The organism is Salinimicrobium oceani, assembly GCF_012037645.1.
Map to the genome: position 1 here is coordinate 1 of NZ_JAAVJR010000012.1, position 20,161 is coordinate 20,161.

Annotated in this window: 20 protein-coding genes, 1 rRNA gene and 1 other RNA gene; 10 read left to right on the plus strand and 12 right to left on the minus strand. The window is 42.6% G+C overall.

The window, feature by feature from the left end:
• Positions 1-76 (plus strand): 5S ribosomal RNA (gene rrf, locus HC175_RS24860); the annotation flags it as partial.
• Between the two features lie 737 nt (positions 77-813).
• Here the strand turns inward: rrf and HC175_RS14420 are convergent.
• The 3 genes from HC175_RS14420 to HC175_RS14430 are packed head-to-tail and all read right to left on the minus strand — an operon-like array spanning position 814 to position 2,643.
• Positions 814-1,260 carry a DUF4268 domain-containing protein gene (locus tag HC175_RS14420; RefSeq protein ID WP_317172256.1) on the minus strand — a complete coding sequence of 149 codons (447 nt, stop codon included), beginning with the start codon at positions 1,258-1,260 and terminating at the stop codon, positions 814-816.
• Positions 1,244-1,912 carry a ZIP family metal transporter gene (locus tag HC175_RS14425; protein WP_168139200.1) on the minus strand — a complete coding sequence of 223 codons (669 nt, stop codon included), beginning with the start codon at positions 1,910-1,912 and terminating at the stop codon, positions 1,244-1,246. The genes HC175_RS14420 and HC175_RS14425 overlap by 17 nt, the downstream gene beginning before the upstream one ends.
• Positions 1,912-2,643: a class I SAM-dependent methyltransferase gene (locus HC175_RS14430; RefSeq protein WP_168139201.1), complete on the minus strand. Its 732-nt coding sequence runs from the start codon at positions 2,641-2,643 to the stop codon at positions 1,912-1,914. Before HC175_RS14430 ends, HC175_RS14425 begins: the two co-directional genes overlap by 1 nt.
• Positions 2,644-2,688: 45 nt before the next feature.
• On the opposite strand from HC175_RS14430, the gene HC175_RS14435 reads away from it, so the two are divergent.
• On the plus strand, positions 2,689-3,849 hold the full coding sequence (locus HC175_RS14435; RefSeq protein ID WP_168139202.1) for a THUMP domain-containing class I SAM-dependent RNA methyltransferase: 1,161 nt from the start codon (positions 2,689-2,691) through the stop codon (positions 3,847-3,849).
• 1 nt (position 3,850) lies between these two features.
• Here HC175_RS14435 and HC175_RS14440 read toward each other — a convergent pair whose 3' ends face one another.
• From HC175_RS14440 to rlmD, 3 genes are read right to left on the minus strand one after another with little or no spacing between them, the layout of a single operon-like run.
• Positions 3,851-4,549: a DUF6048 family protein gene (locus HC175_RS14440; protein ID WP_168139203.1), complete on the minus strand. Its 699-nt coding sequence runs from the start codon at positions 4,547-4,549 to the stop codon at positions 3,851-3,853.
• Positions 4,515-5,021: a DUF6452 family protein gene (locus HC175_RS14445; protein ID WP_168139204.1), complete on the minus strand. Its 507-nt coding sequence runs from the start codon at positions 5,019-5,021 to the stop codon at positions 4,515-4,517. Before HC175_RS14445 ends, HC175_RS14440 begins: the two co-directional genes overlap by 35 nt.
• Positions 5,003-6,412: a 23S rRNA (uracil(1939)-C(5))-methyltransferase RlmD gene (gene rlmD / locus HC175_RS14450; RefSeq protein WP_168139205.1), complete on the minus strand. Its 1,410-nt coding sequence runs from the start codon at positions 6,410-6,412 to the stop codon at positions 5,003-5,005. Before rlmD ends, HC175_RS14445 begins: the two co-directional genes overlap by 19 nt.
• A gap of 177 nt (positions 6,413-6,589) precedes the next feature.
• Between rlmD and rocD the strand changes: the two genes are divergently transcribed.
• Entirely contained in the window at positions 6,590-7,834 is a 1,245-nt protein-coding gene (rocD, locus tag HC175_RS14455; protein ID WP_168139206.1) for an ornithine--oxo-acid transaminase, read from the plus strand.
• Between the two features lie 70 nt (positions 7,835-7,904).
• Here rocD and HC175_RS14460 read toward each other — a convergent pair whose 3' ends face one another.
• From HC175_RS14460 to HC175_RS14470, 3 genes are read right to left on the minus strand one after another with little or no spacing between them, the layout of a single operon-like run.
• Complete coding sequence (locus HC175_RS14460; RefSeq protein WP_168139207.1) at positions 7,905-8,228, minus strand: CCC motif membrane protein; 324 nt, start codon at positions 8,226-8,228, stop codon at positions 7,905-7,907.
• 12 nt (positions 8,229-8,240) lie between these two features.
• Positions 8,241-8,525: a DUF2752 domain-containing protein gene (locus HC175_RS14465; RefSeq protein ID WP_168139208.1), complete on the minus strand. Its 285-nt coding sequence runs from the start codon at positions 8,523-8,525 to the stop codon at positions 8,241-8,243.
• Between the two features lie 3 nt (positions 8,526-8,528).
• Positions 8,529-10,367 (minus strand): T9SS type A sorting domain-containing protein, encoded by a 1,839-nt coding sequence (locus tag HC175_RS14470; protein WP_168139209.1) that lies wholly within the window; start codon positions 10,365-10,367, stop codon positions 8,529-8,531.
• Between the two features lie 74 nt (positions 10,368-10,441).
• On the opposite strand from HC175_RS14470, the gene HC175_RS14475 reads away from it, so the two are divergent.
• Positions 10,442-10,675, plus strand: coding sequence for a hypothetical protein (locus HC175_RS14475; protein WP_168139210.1), 234 nt, complete (start codon positions 10,442-10,444; stop codon positions 10,673-10,675).
• The gene (locus tag HC175_RS14480; RefSeq protein ID WP_168139211.1) at positions 10,675-11,226 is read left to right on the plus strand and encodes a Smr/MutS family protein; all 552 of its coding nucleotides are present in this window, start codon (positions 10,675-10,677) and stop codon (positions 11,224-11,226) included. The genes HC175_RS14475 and HC175_RS14480 overlap by 1 nt, the downstream gene beginning before the upstream one ends.
• Here the strand turns inward: HC175_RS14480 and HC175_RS14485 are convergent.
• On the minus strand, positions 11,220-12,170 hold the full coding sequence (locus tag HC175_RS14485; protein ID WP_168139212.1) for a hypothetical protein: 951 nt from the start codon (positions 12,168-12,170) through the stop codon (positions 11,220-11,222). The genes HC175_RS14480 and HC175_RS14485 overlap by 7 nt on opposite strands.
• Positions 12,171-12,256: 86 nt before the next feature.
• Here HC175_RS14485 and HC175_RS14490 point away from each other — a divergent pair, with 86 nt between their 5' ends.
• Positions 12,257-13,405, plus strand: a complete 1,149-nt coding sequence (locus tag HC175_RS14490; RefSeq protein WP_168139213.1) for a cysteine desulfurase family protein — start codon at positions 12,257-12,259, stop codon at positions 13,403-13,405.
• 29 nt (positions 13,406-13,434) lie between these two features.
• Here the strand turns inward: HC175_RS14490 and HC175_RS14495 are convergent, their stop codons facing one another.
• Entirely contained in the window at positions 13,435-15,885 is a 2,451-nt protein-coding gene (locus HC175_RS14495) for a TonB-dependent receptor (RefSeq protein ID WP_168139214.1), read from the minus strand.
• Between the two features lie 9 nt (positions 15,886-15,894).
• Positions 15,895-17,586: a M23 family metallopeptidase gene (locus tag HC175_RS14500; RefSeq protein ID WP_168139240.1), complete on the minus strand. Its 1,692-nt coding sequence runs from the start codon at positions 17,584-17,586 to the stop codon at positions 15,895-15,897.
• Between the two features lie 184 nt (positions 17,587-17,770).
• On the opposite strand from HC175_RS14500, the gene HC175_RS14505 reads away from it, so the two are divergent.
• The 4 genes from HC175_RS14505 (at position 17,771) to rny (ending at position 20,150) form a co-directional block, all read left to right on the plus strand.
• Complete coding sequence (locus HC175_RS14505; RefSeq protein ID WP_168139215.1) at positions 17,771-18,061, plus strand: hypothetical protein; 291 nt, start codon at positions 17,771-17,773, stop codon at positions 18,059-18,061.
• A gap of 12 nt (positions 18,062-18,073) precedes the next feature.
• A complete protein-coding gene (locus HC175_RS14510; RefSeq protein ID WP_168139216.1) occupies positions 18,074-18,364 on the plus strand; it encodes a cell division protein ZapA in 291 nt (96 codons plus the stop codon).
• A gap of 56 nt (positions 18,365-18,420) precedes the next feature.
• Positions 18,421-18,527: non-coding RNA, 6S RNA (gene ssrS / locus HC175_RS14515), on the plus strand.
• A gap of 51 nt (positions 18,528-18,578) precedes the next feature.
• Entirely contained in the window at positions 18,579-20,150 is a 1,572-nt protein-coding gene (rny, locus tag HC175_RS14520) for a ribonuclease Y (RefSeq protein WP_168139217.1), read from the plus strand.
• Positions 20,151-20,161 lie beyond the last annotated feature (11 nt).

A 20,161-nucleotide genomic window follows, 5' to 3' on the forward strand; every position in this document is an offset into this window, starting at 1 on the left:
CCTTTCCGAACAGAGAAGTTAAGCCCGTTAGCGCAGATGGTACTGCATCTCGTGGGAGAGTATGTCGCCGCCTTTCTTTTAAAGCCTCAACAGCAATGTTGAGGCTTTTTTTATGCGCTAAAGTTAACTCTGGAAACACATCTCAACTCCCCTCCCTTTCAAAGAGGGGAAGTCCGCAGGACGGGGCCCGGCCTGTGGCCACCCCTCCTCAGGGAGGAGGGGAGCTTAAGTGCGAACAATCTTGTGATTAAATGGAATACATTGGTAGCCAGAAAATGCTATCCACTATTGCTGGCGCGGATTTACAATCCGTGCCGATCATCACAGTTTAATCCTGCTTTAAAGCACCACCCCGACCTGCGGCCACCCCTCCTCAGGGAGGAGGGGAGTCATTTGTCTTAAAGTTCTTCGTGATAAAAAGATGGCGCGGATTTCCAATCCGTGCCGCTCAAAAGAGTTAGATCCTGCTTCAAAGCACCACCCCGGCCTGCGGCCACCCCTCCTCAGGGAGGAGGAGTTTATATTTGTCTGAAAGTTCCTCGTGTAAAAAGATGGCGCGGATTTCCAATCCGTGCCGCTCAAAAGAGTTAGATCCTACTTCAAAACACCACCCCGACCTGCGGATACCCCTCCTCAGGAAGGAGGGGAAGCTATTTGTCTGAAAGTTCCTCGTGTAAAAAGATGGCGCGGATTTACAATCCGTGCCGCTCCTAAGAGATTTATCCTTCTCCAAAGCACCACTCCGACCTGCGGACACCCCTCCTCAGGGAGGAGGGGTGCATGAGTGCGAAAAATTTGGGTCAGATGTTTCATTTACTGCTCAATAAAATCTCTGTACTCCAGGAAAAACATTTCCAGAGTATTCATTTTCTCTGCAAGCCATTCCTGAACTTCAGGCCAGTCCTTTTTGTTATGGATATTGACATCACTTTTGGAGACATAAACTCTCGAAATGATCTTTCCGCTTTCCAGTTGGTATTCTTCAGCAAAAACAGCACCAGGCAAAAATTCCTCTTTTAAAATGCTTTTAAGGCTTTCCAGCTTTTCAAAATAATAAAGCCTCATGATCTCATCTGTAGATTCCAGATCAATCGATACTTCAGCTGTTTTTCGGGTAAAGGTAAATTTCAGCGCAAAATCCTTGATCTTCGTATGATACAATATCCATTTTCTAGGATAATTCTTTCCGAAGTTGATCCAGAACTCCTGCCTTATTTTTTTGCTTTCTTCCCGACTGTACATCCTATAATAAATACGCAAGGATTATTCCCAGTACTACAACCGCAAGTTTAGAGGCATTAAAGCTGTGGTTCTTTGAAGCTTCAAAGAGAATCGTTGTTGAAACGTGCAGAAATATTCCAATAACTACTGCGCTCATATACACCGCAATGGCACTACTTATCTCAAAAGCTGAATTGATCCAGCTTCCCAGGGGAGTCATCAACGCGAAAATTGCGAGGAATAAAAAGGACTTGAATTTTCCTATTTTTGAGTGGAGTAAAAAGGTGGATAAGATCGCTGCCACCGGAATCTTATGAATCACTACCCCGTGTAGAAGACTATCACTGCTACTAAGTGGAAAACCTTCCAATAAGGCGTGTAATGACAGACTGAAAAGCAAAAGAAAGGGAAATTTCACCCTGTCCTCATGGTGATGCATATGTCCGTGCTCCACACCTTTTGAGAGAAACTCCAGGAAGATCTGGAGTAGGAGCCCTCCCATGATAAAGATCCCAATTTCTTCAACTCCACTGTCAAACACGTCGGGTAACAATTCAAAAACTGTAACCGACAAGAGAAAAGCACCGCTAAAGGATAACAATAATTGAAAACCAGCAGAAGAACCGGGTTTTATAAAACGGGAAATAAAGTATCCTATTGCAACCGCAATAAATGGAAGTACATATAACATTACCTGAACAGTAGAATTAAACGGTCTGATTGTTCTTTGCAATAAGGCCTTAATTGATAATCGCCAAAAGTATGCACAAGTTCAATTCCGGCTGCCTCAAAATATTTTTTGAACTGAGTAAGACTAATAGCCTTTACTCTCTCGGTATAGCTATATTCCTCTCCTTCGTCCTCGAATTCAATATCCTTTAGTATAAATCCATTTTCCACACGTCGGGAAATATAGAAGTCAATCCCCCGAACAGTTTTCATTTCCCGTGGTACGAGATTAGCAACTACTTTGTGAACATTCATAAAGTCAATAACTCCCCAGCCTCCTTCTTTGATCTCTTCTTTAATGGCCTTTATACTCTCAAAATTCTCTCTTTCGTCCTCAAAATACCCAAGGCTAGTGAAAAGGTTAAATACAGCATCAAATTTATCTTCAAGAGGTTTGCACATACAATGATTTTTGAAGCGCAGGTTTTCGTTCTCAAACTGTTTCGCATATGTAATGCTGTTGGAAGAGAGATCGACTCCGGTAACGTCATATCCAAGTTTGTTCAGGTAGACCGAGTGTCTTCCCTTCCCGCAGGCGAGATCAAGAACTGAAGCTCCTTTATGCAGTTTTAAAAACCTAACAAGATTCTGCATGAAATCCTGTGCCTCGGCATCGCCCCTGTTCTTGTAGAGTATATGATAGTATGGAGTGTCAAACCATGAAGAAAACCACTTATTTGCTGCTAATTCCATATCGTGCAAAATTAATGTATTTTTGCCTCTCACAGAATACAACTCATGGGAAATAATTTTAAAATGGTAGCCAAAACACTTTTTGGCTTTGAACCTTTACTTGCAAAAGAACTAAGAAATCTAGGTGCGATTGACGTTAAGGAAGGAGTGCGCTCGGTTTCTTTTTTCGGAGATAAAGGCTTTATGTACAAGGCCAATTTATCTTTGCGCACCGCAATAAAAGTTTTAAAGCCCATTACCTCTTTTAAAGTTTTTTCTGAAGATGATCTGTACCGGGAAATTAAGGCCATCTCCTGGGAAAAGTACCTCGATGCCAATCAAACGCTGGCAATTGATGCTACGGTACATTCTGAGAAATTCACGCACTCAAAATATGTAGCTCTTAAGTCTAAAGATGCCATAGTTGACAGGTTCAGAGATCAAACAGGAGCTCGTCCCGGAATAGACCTTGACCATCCCAGTTTGCGTATCAATATCCACATTGAAAAGGATTCCTGCACTGTTTCTCTAGATAGCTCGGGACAATCACTGCATAAACGCGGATATAAATCTGCCACAAATATTGCCCCAATCAACGAGGTGCTGGCGGCAGGAATGCTGCTGCACTCCGGGTGGGACGGGCAGTGTGACTTCATGGATCCCATGTGCGGAAGTGGGACTATTCTCATTGAAGCAGCAATGATCGCGTGTAATATTCCGCCAAACCTTAATCGCAAGGAATTTGGTTTTGAACGTTGGAAAGATTGGGATGAAGACCTTTTTGAAAAGATCCAGGAGTCTGTGCTTAAGAAGGTGAGGGAATTCCACTTCACCATAAAGGGTTATGATAAAGCACCTTCAGCCGTTCAGAAAGCCACAGATAATATTCAGAATGCAAACCTTTCAGAATTTATAAGTGTGGCGCATGAAGATTTCTTTAAAACTGAAAAGCAGACCGAAAGACATCTTCATATGGTCTTTAATCCGCCCTATGGGGAACGTCTCAATATTGATATGCCCGAATTCTATAAGTCCATAGGAGACACTTTGAAACAGAGCTATCCCGGGACTCATGCCTGGTTTATCACTTCAAACCTGGAGGCGATCAAGCACGTGGGATTAAGACCTTCTCGCAAGATCAAGCTTTTTAATGGGTCTCTCGAGTCGAAACTTCTTAAGTACGAGATCTACGAAGGTTCCAAAAAGGCTAAAAAACAGGAGGCTTAAATTAACTCTTGTAAAGAGGGATCAAATAAGAAATAGAGTAACCGTAACCAACGCCAAAGGTGCTGTTGTCATAGGTGCGATTGAACCCCGGAATGTAAAGGTTATCAAAATTGTTTGGCTGCGTCTGGTTTACCCGCCGTTTTAACTGCACGTGCGTTCCTAAAAAGACATTGTTTAATACCTCTACTTTGATTCCCAGCTGGAGTTCCACCCAACCCGCGGTAAGGTTGCTGAATTCTCTTGCGACAGTGCGAACATCGGGTTCAAAATAAGGATCTGTGGTATAGATGGAGAATTCCCGAAGTTCACTTGAAAAAGAGGCAAATCCATATCGTATACCGGCAAAAATGAGATTGTCCATTCCTGCCCAGTTATTATAGACATTATAGTTTGCACCCAGTTTGATATAGCTGCCTTTTGCAGAAGCTGTTACATTAGCTTCAGAAATAACATTTTGTTCATTGCCCAGTTCTCCTGCCAAATACACATTTTCGTACAGCCTGTAGTCTCCTGTGAGCTCCAGGCCCTGATAATCTTCTTCGAGAAAAGAACGCACCGGTTTAGAAATATCGATTCCCAGTCTTAAGCCGAACTTTTGTCGGGTATCGATACTGTCTTCCTGTTGTGTCCTTTGTGCAAAGACAAAAGAAGAATGAAACCCAATACTAATGAGTAAAAGAAATATGAGCTTCTGTTTCATTCTCTATGTTTTCTTGTATAATGATTTGCGCCTGGATCCAATTGTCTTCATCCTGATGCACCACTACATCAAGATTTGAATAATTTATCTTATATCCACATGCTCTATTGAGATATTCCAGATCTGGAGAATAGCTGAAAGTTACCTTATCTTCATTTTCGTCTTCGCTGCCGCTGTTGTAGATAAAGGTATACTCGGTAAAATTTTCATCGGTTCGCAGCGGAATGCTTATACTGTTTGTAGTTTCGGGGCCTATATACGCCTCTTCCATGCCTGTTGCCTGTACTACAAGGCCCTGCACCGCTTTAAGCCGGGTAAGATCCTGCGCGTCATAAAATTCGATGACCAGCAGGGGAGTGGTCTCAGTGCCTTCAGGGCAAATATCATCTCTTTGGCAAGCCAGAAGAAGTGCCAGAATAACTCCTGAAAAAAGGCATTTTTGGAACCTATTCTTTATCGTCTTTCTAAACATACCACATTCTCTACATGAAAAGTTTGCGGAAACATATCTACCGCCTGAGTTCTGGTTACTTTATAATGAGCGTCAAGTAAAGAGAGGTCTCTGGCCTGGGTAGCCGAGTTACAGCTCACATATACGATTCGCTGAGGCAAGATACCAATTATTTGTTCAACAACATCCTTGTGCATCCCATCTCGTGGAGGATCTGTGATGATCACATCTGGATGCCCATGTTGATCGATAAAACCTTTAGTGAATACCTTTTTCATGTCCCCCACATAGAATTCTGTGTTGGTGATTCCATTATTCCTGGCGTTTTCCTTTGCATCTTCTATAGCCTCTGGCACAGCTTCCACGCCTACGACTTTCTTTGCCTTTGCGGCTATGAACTGGGCAATAGTTCCCGTACCTGTATAGAGATCATAAACGAGTTCGTCTCCTGTCAACCCTGCAAAATCTCGTGTGATCTTATAAAGATTATATGCTTGTTCAGAATTTGTCTGGTAAAAAGACTTGGCGTTGATCTTGAATTTAAGACCTTCCATTTCCTCAAAAATGTGGTCGCGCCCTTTGTAGCAGATCACTTCCTGATCATAGATCGTATCGTTTCCTTTCGGATTGATCACATATTGCAAACTGGTGATCTCCGGAAACTCTTCCGCTACAAAATCGAGAAGCAGTTCCCGCTTTTCCGTATTGTCTTCAAAGAACTGTACCAAAACCATGATCTCTCCTGTAGAAGATGTTCTTATCATTAAGGTGCGGAGCATTCCCCGTTGCTCTCTGGTATTGAAAAACGGAATATTATTAGCAATGGCAAATTTTTTGATGCTGTTTCTTATCCCGTTACTTGGCGCCTGCTGAAGGTGGCACTCCTTGACATCCAGGATTTTATCCCACATTCCGGGAATGTGGAAGCCAAGTGCATCGCGATCTTCTATTTCCTTCCCACTCTGAATTTCTTCAAGCGTTAGCCATCGACTGTCGCTAAAAGAAAATTCCATTTTATTTCGGTAAAAATAGATGGCTTTGCTTCCAAGAATAGGTGTGACCTGGGGTAATTCGATCTTCCCAAGACGGGTAAGGTTATTCAGCACTTCTTTTTCCTTGTAGTACAATTGATGCTCATAACCCATAAACTGCCATTTACAGCCACCACAAACACCGAAATGAATACACGGCGGCTCCACTCGCTTTTCAGAAAATTTATGGATTTTGGTTGCTGTTCCTTCGTAATAAGCCTTCTTTTTGCGCGTAGTTTGCACATCGATCACATCTCCGGGCACAGCGTTACCAATAAAGATCACCTTACCATCTGGCGCCTTAGCAATACTTTTACCTTTGGCTCCGGCATCAATGACTTCGAGCTCCTTAAATTCCTTATTTTTATTCTTTCTTGCCATGGCGCAAAAATAGGATAAATGCACAGAATTATTGGGCGCAGGCTTTAAAAATTCAGGAAACATTTAGTAATTTGCGACTTCTGAATTCAGGATGATTTCTCTCCTCTAAATACCCTTTTTTAAAGGTATTTCCGGAAAGCAGGAATTTCTATTTAGTAACATGTAAAATAAATGAACATGAAGGTTTCAGAAAAAATTTCTTCCCAGGAAGCTATTGCATTGGAGGACAAGCACGGCGCTCATAACTATCATCCACTTCCGGTTGTGCTGGAAAAAGGTGAAGGAGTGTACGTTTGGGATGTGGAAGGAAAAAAATATTATGATTTTCTTTCGGCCTATTCCGCAGTAAATCAGGGGCATTGCCATCCGCGAATTGTAGGGGCCATGACAGAGCAGGCGCAGAAATTAACGCTTACCTCAAGAGCTTTCCATAATGACATTTTAGGGAAGTATGAAAAATATGCTACAACGTACTTTGGCTTTGACAAACTTTTGCCAATGAACACAGGTGCCGAGGCTGTTGAAACGGCAATAAAGCTGGCTCGGAAATGGGCTTATGAAAGAAAAGGCGTAAAGGAAACCGAGGCGCAGATCATCGTTTGTGAAAATAATTTCCACGGAAGAACTACCACAATTATTTCCTTTTCCAACGACGAGGGTGCCCGAAAGAATTTTGGACCTTACACTCCAGGTTTCCTGAAGATCCCGTACAACGATACCGAAGCTCTTGAAAAGGCGCTAAAGGAAAATGACAATATTGCGGGCTTTATGGTAGAACCTATTCAGGGAGAAGCAGGGGTTTATGTTCCGTCTGAAGGATTTTTATCTCGTGCCAAAGCACTTTGTGAGCAGCACAATGTATTATTCATAGCCGATGAAGTACAAACGGGAATTGCCCGCACAGGAAAACTTTTGGCTGTAGATCATGAAAATGTAAAGCCAGATGTGCTTATTCTTGGAAAAGCAATTTCTGGTGGAGTTTATCCTGTTTCGGCTGTACTGGCCAATAATAATGTGATGGACGTGATCAAGCCCGGGCAACATGGTTCTACTTTTGGAGGAAATCCCGTGGCCTGTGCAGTTGCTATGGCCGCTCTTGAGGTGATCAAGGATGAAGACCTGGCTGAAAATGCAGAGAAACTTGGAAATCTTTTCCGCAGAAAGATGAATGATTATATCCGCAATTCGAACATTGTAAATCTTGTACGGGGAAAAGGACTGCTGAATGCAATTGTGATCAATGATGAGGAAGATAGCTCAACGGCCTGGGACATTTGTATGAAGCTGAAGGAAAACGGTCTTCTTGCCAAGCCCACACATGGCAATATCATTCGTTTTGCACCACCACTGGTTATGACCGAAGATGAGCTTTTGGAATGTGTTGATATTATTGCAAAGACGCTCGAGGAATTCGAAAAGTAATTGACATTATAAAATATAAAGGGGTGCGAAAAATGACATTTTTCGCACCCCTTTTTTTATGGTCTTATTTTTAATTCTCGTAAGCCCTGGCCCATTCCTCGCTCATTTCCTGGATTCCATCCAGGCCATAGATCGCAATGACCACGATGTTGATGATCAACGTAAGGGCAGAAAGCACAATTCCAATGATGGCTAAGATCCTTCCGGTCTTCACGTTGCCGTACCCTGTATATAATTCGGGGGAAGCAAGATAGATTTCCTTTGCCCTTTTGGCAAGGACCAGCGCAACTATTCCGAAGATAAGGCCTAAGATTCCGTAGCAGCAACATGTGACAATAGAAAGTATTCCGAAGACGAGAATGAGCGTGGAGTTTGGTAAGGTTTGTTTTTCCATAGTATTAAGAGGTTAGTTGATCAAAAAACTTAGTTTATAGAAGTAGGCGCCAATAATGATCACCGCATTGACGATAAATAGGGCGATCTTGACGTACCAGTCTCCTTTAAATTTGAAGAAAAGATTAGTGAAAAGAAATAGAAGGAGTAAAAGAATGGTATAAATGGCAGGAAACATTTTAAAGGCAGCGACAAATTCTCCCTGAAAAACCAGTGCAAAAGCGCGTTGTGCCCCGCATCCAAGACAGTCAAATCCTAAAAACTGCTTGTTGAGACAGGGAAGCATGAATTCTTCCATAGGTTACCTGTTATAGACAGAGATCTTTTTTGTGGTTTTCTTATTATCCATTCCTGTAACTTTAACGATATATACAGCATTAGCCCAGTTTCCGGTTGTAATGCTAATCGACCTGCGGTTGTCAAAACCTGTTCTATAGAGCAGCCTTTTTCCCTGCAGGTCAAAAATACCTACTGCTTTTACTGGAGAATGATCATTCCCAATAATTTCCAGTTCTCCCAGGTAATTGTTTTGTATTATGTCAAATTTCGGCGGAATTGCATCCTCTTCAAAAAAGACCTGTGGCAATTCTTCCTGCGGAATTTTTTCAGCAAATGCGAGCCGAAATCTCCCGTGATAATTCCCCGGCTGAAGTTCTACAGTAAAAGCTTCTTCTTTTATTGAAAAGTATTCATTCGTTTCTGTGTCTAATATATAAAGATTATCGAAATCAAGGTTCTCTGAATGGGCTCTCGAAAATGACATTTTTAAGTAAGGTTCCTGCACCTGAAGAAAAATCGGGATCTCCTGAGAAATATCCTGCGGCCGTACATCGATCACAAAACTTTTTTCTTCATGATAGAAGCCGGCATCCGTAGTTGCAATTTCAAAAGCCTCTGCGTCCATCCCAGGATCAATTTCCGTGGTAGCCTCATCCCAGAAAGCTATGGTCAGCTGCCGCTCATAATGATCCTCCACAGTAAATGCTAGCTTCAGCTTGGGCAGCACGATCTTTTCTGTGCCAGGGAAATGCTTTTTGTGATTTGTTTCCCTCTGCTTTTCCGGATGGCCCGTTTTTGAGCCGAATTGCCTTTGCCGATTTCTAAAAACGATCTTCCCGTCATTCAGGCTTTGCACCATGAAGCCCCTGCCAATGGGAAGAACTCGTGGGGAAAAGTTTTTGCCTTTGCTGCCGTCTTCCTCTCCGCTTAAAACTTTCCTGAAGACCGGAGATTCATAAACTCCCGTAGTACAAGGATCTACAGGACTATATGCCCCATAACCTCCAACATAATCTTCCAGGTAATGTGAACTCCCATTTTCTCTTGAATCCCAGAAATAAGCAATTCCTGTAGTCACTCCGTTTCGGGAAATATCTTCATAGCAAGCTGTTTTTAAGCTGCCTTCGCCCGAATTTTCCAGGAGGAAAAGACTGAGGTCTAAAGAAGAAGGATATGGATTTCCCACCAGAACGAAATCTCCCGACTTTACCGGGATCTCTATATTTCCGGAATTTGCACGGCCTCTAAAATCATAACGTTGTGCATTTCCAGAATTGTTTTGCTGCTCGTCTACAACAGTGGCGTCAACACCCTCTGTTCCTTTCATAATAAAACCATAACCCGGCGCAATAGCTGTGCTGCCGCCAACGAAGTTCCAGTTATAGTACCCGTTGCCATTAAATGTATAGATCCATCGCGTAGAGATGGTAAGTGGATTAGCCAGGCCATTTAGAGCAGTAGTTTGTTTGGCGGGCGTGCTTTTAATTGCTGAAGCGGGGGAGTGAAGTAAAGAGATGCCAAAAAGGTCATTTTCGGGAGCTGAGACTGGAGCGCTCCAATAGTTATAGTCGAAAGCATTGGTTGTTCCTTCAGCAAAAAGAGAGATTTGTCCGTTGCCTGAATTCTTCACCTGCTGGTTCGGGCCCTGTACAAGCTGAGCGCCTTTTCTCAGGTAGATGGAGGCTTCACTGCCAGGAATGAGATTTCGGGTGAGCTTGAGATCCTTACTTACATAAAGGAGATCTTCCTTGACAAATAGGTAATGATCCTGTTTTCCATTTCCGGAAGGTTTAATGCTTAATTGAGCCACACTATTTTGCGCAATAAATAAAAAGGCTGTAAACAGCAGAATTCCTCTCATTTTCCCGAAATTTGTTGCATTATTATCAAGTTACTATTCTTTTTTGTTTTTAAACCTTTGGTAAACAAATAATTATGAAAAAACCAACATCTCAATTCCTCAACTCCATGCTCATCATTATTGGCGGCGCCATCCTGCTTTTCGAAATTTCGGGCGAAGAGAGAAATGTTTACGTAATGATCCTGGGACTGGTCTTGTTGATGTTCGGACTTTATAAGGCTACCAACTTTTGGGTGGAAACCAAAGACGATCATAAAGCAGAGACTCAGGACAGAGAAGACGAAGATACAGACGAAAAAATTCTTTAATGATGCTGAAGCCGGGAGACAAAGTTGCTGTACTGGATGAAGACCTGGAGGGAAAAGTACTTTCCGTTTCCGGGGGTGAGGTGGAAATTGAAACTTCAGAAGGCTTTTTACTGAGTTTCCAGGAAACCGATCTTGTAAAACTGGGATCTGGATTGCCTCATATACTTCCTCCCGATGTTAATGATCTTTCAAAAGTCATTAAAGAAAAGGAATCTTCAAAGAAACGAAGGTCTGTGCGGGTTAAACCCAAAGAGCGCACGAGTCCGCCCATGGAAGTAGATCTTCATATTCATAAGCTCGTGCCAAAAAGCGGTGGTCTTTCCAATTACGAGATCCTGAGCATACAAACCGACACTGCAAAACGCCAGCTGGAATTTGCCATGCGCAAACGCATTCAAAAGGTGGTTTTTATTCACGGAGTAGGTGAAGGTGTGTTACGAGCAGAACTTGAAACCCTGTTCAATCGTTACGAAAATCTAAAGTACTACGATGCCGATTATCAGAAATACGGCCTGGGGGCAACTGAAGTTTATATCTTTCAGAATTACTGATCTTCGCCAGCACCGTCCTCTTCCTCTTCATTTTCACCGGCAGGATCTATCACAATGTTTTGAGAAGGAGAGCTAATGTATCCCAGCTCATAATTCTGAAGCCTGATCTGCTCGCCATCTCCTCCTTGATTCACCAGTGTAAGATTTTCAATGGTCAATAAATACCTGAAACTTCTGGTAATGGTATTCTCTCTTGATCCAGTCACTGTGAAGGAGTCGCTTATCTCGGGATTAAGGTAATGTGCAAGGCCTTCTTCATTGCGATCATCGTCGGGATTGAGGTTCTGGTTCCAGTCTTCATTTCTGGTTGCCACGCCGTCATTATCATCATCGGCATCCAGGTAATTCGGGATCCCGTCACTATCTGAATCTGGATACCCGTCCACAGAGGTCGCGGCTTCCACCTCCCTCTCAACCCGCGTAAGGATGTTATCCCCGTCATCATCAATGTCCAGGTAATCTGGGATGCCATCTCCATCTGTATCTCTTTCCACATCGATCCCTTCGTTGGAAGAGAGTACCCCGTCCCCATCATGGTCTGTTAAAGTGTTAAGCGTAGAAGTAAGGATGACTTCGCCCCCGCTAGTGCTTCGGAATTCTTCAGTTACCCTGGGGGCAACGGGTGGAATTTCATTGCAGAAGTAGTTCCTGTCCACCTGCCCATCAAAAACCCTGTAGATGATTTGATTCGTTGCGTTGATTGGAATGGTGATCCTTTCCTCTTCGGTAGTGAAAAACTGAAGTTCTGGCGTATCGAGATCAAACCTGAAAGCAATGGCTTCATTTACACCTGTATTATTTATTTTGAAGAGCACGTGAGACTCGGTATCACCACACCATTGCAGCTGCGGATCATCAAAATTAAAATCGGTCACAATAATTTCCCCGTCATCACACGAAAGCAGTAGTGAAACTGCAATAAAAAAACTCAGAACTTTTCTCATAAGGCGGGTTTTCAGCAAAATTAAAAGAATATATAATTCAACAGAGTCTTCTTTAAATTATTTTAAATCTGCTATTTTTGTTGACCATGAAAAAAGTCTATTTTGATAACGCCGCCACAACGCAAATTCGCGAAGAGGTGGTAGACCGTATGGCGGGCGTAATGAAAGAGGTTTACGGCAATCCTTCTTCTACTCATGCCTTTGGGCGTAGCGCAAAAACCCTTATAGAACAGGCCCGCAAAACAGTAGCAAAGATCCTGAATGTTGCAGCTTCTGAGATCATTTTCACATCTGGTGGTACAGAGGCAGACAATCTGGTTCTGAATTCGGCCGTCAGAGATCTTGGGGTGCAGCGTATAATTACCTCAAAGATCGAACATCATGCGGTGTTATATACATTGAACAAATTGCACGAAGTTTATGGTGTCGAGCTGCAGTATGTAGATCTGGATTCCTGCGGCAGAGTTGACTTGCAGCACCTGGAAGAGCTTTTGAAGCAGGGCCAAAAAAAGACGCTTGTAAGTCTTATGCACGTGAACAATGAAGTTGGAAACCTTCTTGATATCAGGAAGACAGGCGAGTTATGTAAGGCTCACGATGCGCTTTTCCATTCAGATACTGTACAGTCTGTAGGTCATTACGAGCTGGATCTTTCAGAAATTAAAATAGATTTTACGGCGGTTAGTGCCCATAAATTCCACGGACCTAAAGGCGTGGGCTTTGCTTATATCCGAAAGAACAGCGGCTTGCAACCTCTCATTTTTGGTGGAGAACAGGAAAGAGGTTACCGGGCGGGAACAGAGGCCGTTCACAATATTGTTGGTTTAGAAGAATCTCTGAAACTGGCCTATCAGCATCTTGAGGAAGAGCGGGAATATATTACCTCTCTAAAAAGGCATTTTACAGACCTCTTAAAAAAGGAAATTCCTGAAACTAAATTCAATGGCGAATGTGATGATTTCGAGAACAGCACTTACACACTGTTGAACGTTTGCCTGCCTATGTCACAGGAAAAAGCTTTGATGCTTTTGTTTCAGCTGGATCTCCACGGAATCGCGTGTTCCAAAGGCAGCGCCTGTCAAAGTGGAAGCGGGCAGGGATCTCACGTCCTTAATGCCTTTCTGCCTGAAGAAGAGCTGCAAAAACCTTCGCTGCGTTTTTCCTTTTCCAGGTATAACACCAAAGAAGAAGTTGAATATGTTGTACAAGTGCTGAAGGATTATATCGAGAAATAGATCCCTGCGCACACAAGATATAGAACGGTTTAAAGCCTGAAAGCCAGTTTCAGGTTGTAGATTCTTGGCGTAAGATAATTGGGAACCGAATAATGGGTCTTTGTGTATACATCCCTCACAAAGGTATTGGTAATGGAATTTTGGGTGTCAAAAATGTTGAAGATCTCCAGTCCAAGAGAAATTTCTTTAAACCCCTTTAAAAAATCCTGTCGCGAATTGTCACTTTTGAGAAGGTAGAAAAGACCCAGGTCTGCCCGCTTGTAATCTGGAAGTCGCGATTGATAAAGATAGGGATCTGCATAGGCGGGAGAGCCACCCGGCAGGCCGGTATTATACACAAGATTCAGGTACATTTTTAAATTAGGAAAGCTGGGAACGTAATCCTGAAACAGCAATCCAAACTTAAGGCGTTGATCTGTAGGTCTTGAAATAAATCCTTTTTCTTCTATACTTTCCTCAGTTTTTAAATAGCCAAAACTCAGCCAGCTTTCAGTTCCCTGCACAAATTCGCCATTGAGTCGAAGATCGATTCCGTAGGCGTAGGCTTCCGCATTATTGTTTGCTGCATAGCGTATCCTTACGTTCTCAACAGTATAGGGATTTACATTTTTAAGGTCCTTGTAATAAACTTCAGAAGTGAGCTGGAAAGATCGCTTGAAGATCTTTAAGCTGTAATCATTTCCTGCAACAAGATGGAAAGCCCGCTGGGCCTCGACATCTGGATTCAGTTTTCCCGAATGATCTCTCAGCTCCCGGTAAAATGGAGGTTGCTGATAGATACCACCTGACAGCCGGAAGACGATATCTGCTTTCCATGAGGGTTTCACTGCCAGTTGAGCGCGTGGACTTACAACTGTTTGCGTTTCGGTACCAGGCTGAGAGGATAGCAGCCAGGAATGACTTCGCAGGCCAAGGTTTGTCCACACTTCATGTTTTCCTATACTTCCCCGGTAACTCCATTGCACATAAGCCTGTAACCTTTCTATGCCCGTCTCATTAAATGCGCGGGAGGAAGTGAAAGGTAGAAGCGGCGCGTCGTATGGCTCGTATGGCTGATTGTTCTTAAGATCGGGCAGGGGAGGGCGGAGAGAAAAACCTAAAGAATCTACTATTTCATACTCCCTTATCCTATCCTTAATATCTTCATAACTGTACTTGATCCCATAGTCGAAATGCAGGTTGCCGAGATCGAGATTGCCAGAATGTTCAAAATTTACAATTAGCGCATCCAGTTTATTCCTGGCGTGTGTGAGTTGCGAACCAATACCCCGCGAGCTTTCGATCTTTCCGAAGTCTTTTCCGCCAAGGTCAAAATTGATCGTGCCCAGTCTGTATTGTGCGACAATATCATAGTATTCTTCTTCCTGAGTATTGTATGCAGAAGCAGTGAAGTGGGCAGTATAATTGGTGGTGGGTTGATAACTAAATTTCAGCGCACCAAAACTTGTGGTGTACAGGTCTTCTTCTTTCCCGCTGAAATGTACTAATAAGGCTTGAGGATTATCAATAGTTCCGAAGTTCGTTTGTCTGGTAAGGGGTCTGTAATTGTAGCTGTTTACAGATGCATTTCCCAGAAAACTTATTTCCATTTTGTCGGAAAGACTATAGATCAGCTGAAGTTGAGCATCAGAAAACAGGGGCTGAAAATTGGTTTCCGTTTCCTGTGCTTTGACCAGCAGGCTATTGTCCCGATATCGCAATCCGGCAAGTACACTCAGTTTTTTATTTTCTGATACTCCTTCCGCAGCAAGGTTGATTCCGAGGAAACTGGCTTCGGCAGATGCCCGGAAATTCACGGGTCTTCGATATTGAATATCGAGGACCGAAGAGAGTTTGTCTCCATATTTTGCCTGAAATCCTCCTGCCGAAAAGTGTAATTTTCGAACAAGATCGGGATTGATAAAGCTTAGACCTTCCTGCTGTCCAGACCTGATTAGGAAAGGTCTGTAGATCTCAATTCCGTTGACATAGACCAGATTTTCATCATAATTTCCTCCTCTTACAGCGTATTGAGTACTCAATTCGTTATTTGAGTTCACTCCGGGCAGGGTTTTGAGCAGATTTTCCACTCCGGCATTAGCGCCGGGAAGATTCCGCACCGTTTCGGGATCTATGGAAGTGATTCCCGAAAATAATACCCTTTCTCTGGAAGTAAGTACCACCTCTCCCATCTGTTGAAATTCTGAACTTAAGACAGGATGAAATTCAACAATTTCCCCTGCTTCCAAGAGGGTCTTAAAAATGGCATTTTTGAAACCAATATGCGAAACCGTTATTTCCACAGTTCGTCCTGCGGGAACAGAAAGCAGGTAATATCCTGCCGCATTGGTCTGGGTGCTGCCGCCGGCAAAAGAAATACTTGCGTTGGGAATGGCCTCCTTATGCTCATCCAGCACAATTCCTTTAATAACTGCCGATTGTGAAAAGCTATTATTCCAGCACAACAGGCAGATGAAAAGTAAAATTGTGGATGCTCTCAACCAAAAAATCTATTTTCTATAAAAGGTACTTTCAAAGATAGTAGTATTTCCCACATTATCTGTTACTTCGATCTTGAGGAGGTTTTCAGTATCTGTCACCACTCCGTCAGAAAAGTGGTGCGTGAGCAGATTTTGTTTATACTCATATTCCATTAATATGAACTTCCCGTTTACAGTAGCCCGGAAACTGTTGATCCCCGAAAGATCATCAGAGATCTTTACCTTAAGATCTGTGTTTGAGGAGATCCACTGGCCGTTCCTGAAATTAATTGGAACAACAGCAGGAGCTTTGGTATCCCTTCCCAGCGTATAGGTGCCAAAAGTGCGTGTTTTGGTGACCAATCTTTCGCCTTCCTTAGTTGTACTGGAATAGCTGGGATTCCCCCATTTATTGAGGCGTGCTATGAACATTTGCTCCCGGTCTTCAGGCTTATATTTACTCACATCAAAACCTATTGTAATGTTCGAGTGAATAGGAACAACATCTTCATGTATTTTGAGCTTTTCGTCTTCAAAAACCATATCCAGGTACACGTCCTGATACAGACTGTTCTTCGGGATGTAAACATCAATACCCTTTTTTTCAAATTGAGCCCCTTTGTTTGCTTCTACAAAATAAGGTGTGGAGTCATCTGGTTTAGGCGTGAGGTTTTCGCGCTGTTTTCCTTCCACAGGGATCCTCACTAGTCGCTCATTTCCGGCAAAATCGCTTACTTTTATAAGGTAGTTATATGAAAGACTGTCTTGAACATTCAAAACCCCGTCATTAAAAACGTTGCTATAAATGCTTAAAGGATTAGAAGGTTCGACAAAAAGTTTCTGAATCCTGCTGTTATTTTTTGCATAGTACCCGTAATCTATGAGCTGGTTAAGATGCCTGGTCTCTGCAAAAGAGAACTTCTCGAAATTCGCCTGGAACAATTTTTCACCGTTGGCGATCGCTTCAATCTTAAAGACTCCGTTATGATTTGGCGCTCCATCCAGCTGGTCTACTGCGTTTATTCCGAAGCTGATGTCGCCACAGGCTTCGATCTTTTCTGCCTGGAAAGTTCCATCCTGCTGCGGGAATAATCTCAGTTTTTGTCTCTGTGACGAGCCATTTACATGTGCATTTTCACCCAAGGGATACACGTATACTCCCGAAATAATGGGAGCTCTGGAGTCTTTTAGATCAAACCCAAACATCAAAGGGTTCATTGGCCGCTGTTCTCCATCTCTAATTTCAAAATGCAGATGCGGGCCTCCGCTTCCTCCTGTGTTGCCACTGCTGGCTACCAGTTCGCCGCGTTCAATAGGTAAGTCTGAAGCCGTAGGATAAACTTCAACCTCATAGCTTTCCCGTGCATACTGGATCTTCCTTATGTACTCTTCGATCTTTGGTGAGAAATTCTTAAGGTGAGCATAAACCGTTGTGTAGCCATTAGGATGTTGGATATAGAGCGCTTTTCCATACCCGTAATTTGCCACATTGATTCGGCTTACAAAACCTTCTGCCGAGGCATATACCGGGAGACCTTCGCGCTGCTGGGTCTTTATGTCCAGGCCACTATGAAAGTGATTGGAACGCAATTCTCCAAAGGTACCTGCGAGTACCAGCGGCACCTGGAGCGGATCATCAAAATAATCTGTTGGAATTTGGGAGGTCTGGGCATTAATAAGACCGGAAAGCAGTAACAGGAGGGGGGCAAGAAACCTATTCATCAATTTCAAAATTTTTATTTTTCTATAGCGGGTTAAAGATACCAAACCAACGCGAAAAATTAAACCCTTATTTTTGAGCAGGTTAAAATTATTTTAAAATACAGCCTCAAAATAGATTTCAAAATATTGGGATATTTCGGCAGGTATGTTAACTTTGTGAAGGTAAGAAGCAGGTTTAGCTTTAATGAGCGATTTAACAGAAATAGTTGGTAATCTTGAAAGTAGGATTGGAAAGTTGCTTCAGAATTATAAAAAACTGGAGCAGAAACAGCAAAGCCTACAAGAGGAATTAACTCAGCTGAAGGATGAAAAGCAGGAATTGCTCACATCCCTTGAAGCTTCTGAAAATCGAGTTCAAACTCTTAAAGCCGCCAACGCCTTGCTTGGCAGTAATGATTACAAAAAAGAAACCAAGCTAAAAATCAACAGCTTGATAAGGGAGATTGATCAATGTATTGTTCACCTCTCTGAATAGAAGAATAAAAAAATGTCAAATCAGCTTAAAATAAAGATTTCTATTGCAGACCGGGTTTACCCTATGACCATTTTACCTCAACAGGAGGAAGGTCTTAGAAGGGCTGCCAAGAAAATAGAATTCATGATCAAGCAATTTGAACAGAGTTATGCCGTTAGGGATAAGCAGGATGTACTGGCGATGTGCGCCTTACAATTTGCTGCCCAAACCGAGCAAAAAGCAATTGACAACAGCAGCGAAGTGATCTTGGCTGAAGATAAATTGAAAGCGCTCAATGATTTGCTGGATAAGCACCTGGTTTAACTGTTCTTTGATTTAAATAAAGGTTACTGCCTGTATTAGTTAATTTATTTTGATAAACTCAACACCAATTCTTTAAAAAGGGTGAGTTTAAGTTGTAAAAGCAAGCCGCCTTTGAGCGGATCCTTGATCAGCTTGTTAGCCCTAAACGTGATTTAAAGAGTTTATGCAAATCAACAACTAATACAGGCTTTTTTTTTATAATAAAAACTAACTAATGGATACACTAACTATAGCGATCACAATTATTTCTCTGGTCCTGGGCCTTGCTCTTGGCTTTGGCATCGCAAAATACCTGGAGAGAAAAAATGCTTCAAAAATTATTCAAAGAGCGAAAAAATCGGCTGCCGGAATTCTGAAAGAAGCAAAACAGGAAGCCGAAGGGATCAAAAAGGACAAGATCCTGCAGGCGAAAGAAAAATTCATCGAACTTAAATCTGAACATGAGAAGGTAATTCTTTCAAGAGATAAGAAGATAGCAGATGCAGAGAAAAGAATTCGCGACAAGGAATCTCAGGTTTCCAGCGAACTTGCAAAAAGCAAGAACCTGAACAAAGACCTTGAAGAGAAAATTGCCGATTACAACCACCGCAACGAGGTGCTCGAAAAGAAACAGGAGGAAGTAGACAAGCTCCACAGCAGTAAAGTGCAGCAACTTGAAGTGATCTCTGGACTTTCTGCTGAAGATGCTAAAGCACAATTAGTTGAATCCCTCAAGGATACTGCACGTGCCGATGCTATGGCCCTGGTTCAGGATACTATAGAAGAAGCCAAGCTTACTGCACAGCAGGAAGCAAAAAAGATCATCATCAATACCATACAGCGTATTGGTACAGAAGAAGCAATAGACAATTGTGTCTCTGTATTTAACCTGGAAAGTGACGACGTAAAGGGTCGTATCATTGGAAGAGAAGGAAGAAACATTAGAGCTATTGAAGCTGCAACCGGAGTTGAAATCATTGTAGACGATACTCCTGAAGCTATCATCCTTTCTTGTTTTGATTCTGTAAGACGGGAAGTGGCCCGTTTATCACTTCACAAGCTGGTTACCGATGGAAGGATACATCCAGCACGTATTGAAGAGGTAGTGAAAAAGACTACCAAACAAATTGAGGAGGAGATCATTGAGGTAGGAAAAAGAACAGTGATCGATCTTGGAATTCACGGTCTCCACCCCGAACTGATCAAAACAGTAGGAAGAATGAAATATCGTTCTTCATATGGGCAAAACCTTTTGCAACACTCCCGGGAAGTCGCAAAATTATGTGGCGTGATGGCTGCAGAACTTGGGCTTAATCCGAAACTTGCAAAACGCGCCGGACTTCTACACGATATTGGAAAAGTACCCGAAACAGAAACAGAAGTACCTCACGCAATTTTAGGGATGCAATGGGCAGAGAAGTATGGAGAAAAGCCGGACGTGTGTAATGCTATTGGAGCACACCATGACGAGATAGAAATGAATTCGCTTTTGTCACCTATCGTTCAGGTTTGTGATGCTATAAGTGGTGCAAGACCCGGTGCAAGAAGACAGGTACTGGATTCTTACATACAAAGGCTTAAAGATCTTGAAGACATAGCTTTTGGATTTGGAGGAGTGAAAAAAGCGTATGCTATCCAGGCTGGTAGAGAATTGCGAGTAATTGTGGAAAGTGAAAAGGTAAGTGATGATAAAGCATCCAACCTTTCTTTTGAAATTTCTCAGAAGATACAAACAGATATGACCTATCCGGGACAGGTGAAGGTGACGGTGATTAGAGAAACCAGGGCAGTAAATATTGCCAAGTAGAATAACGAAAT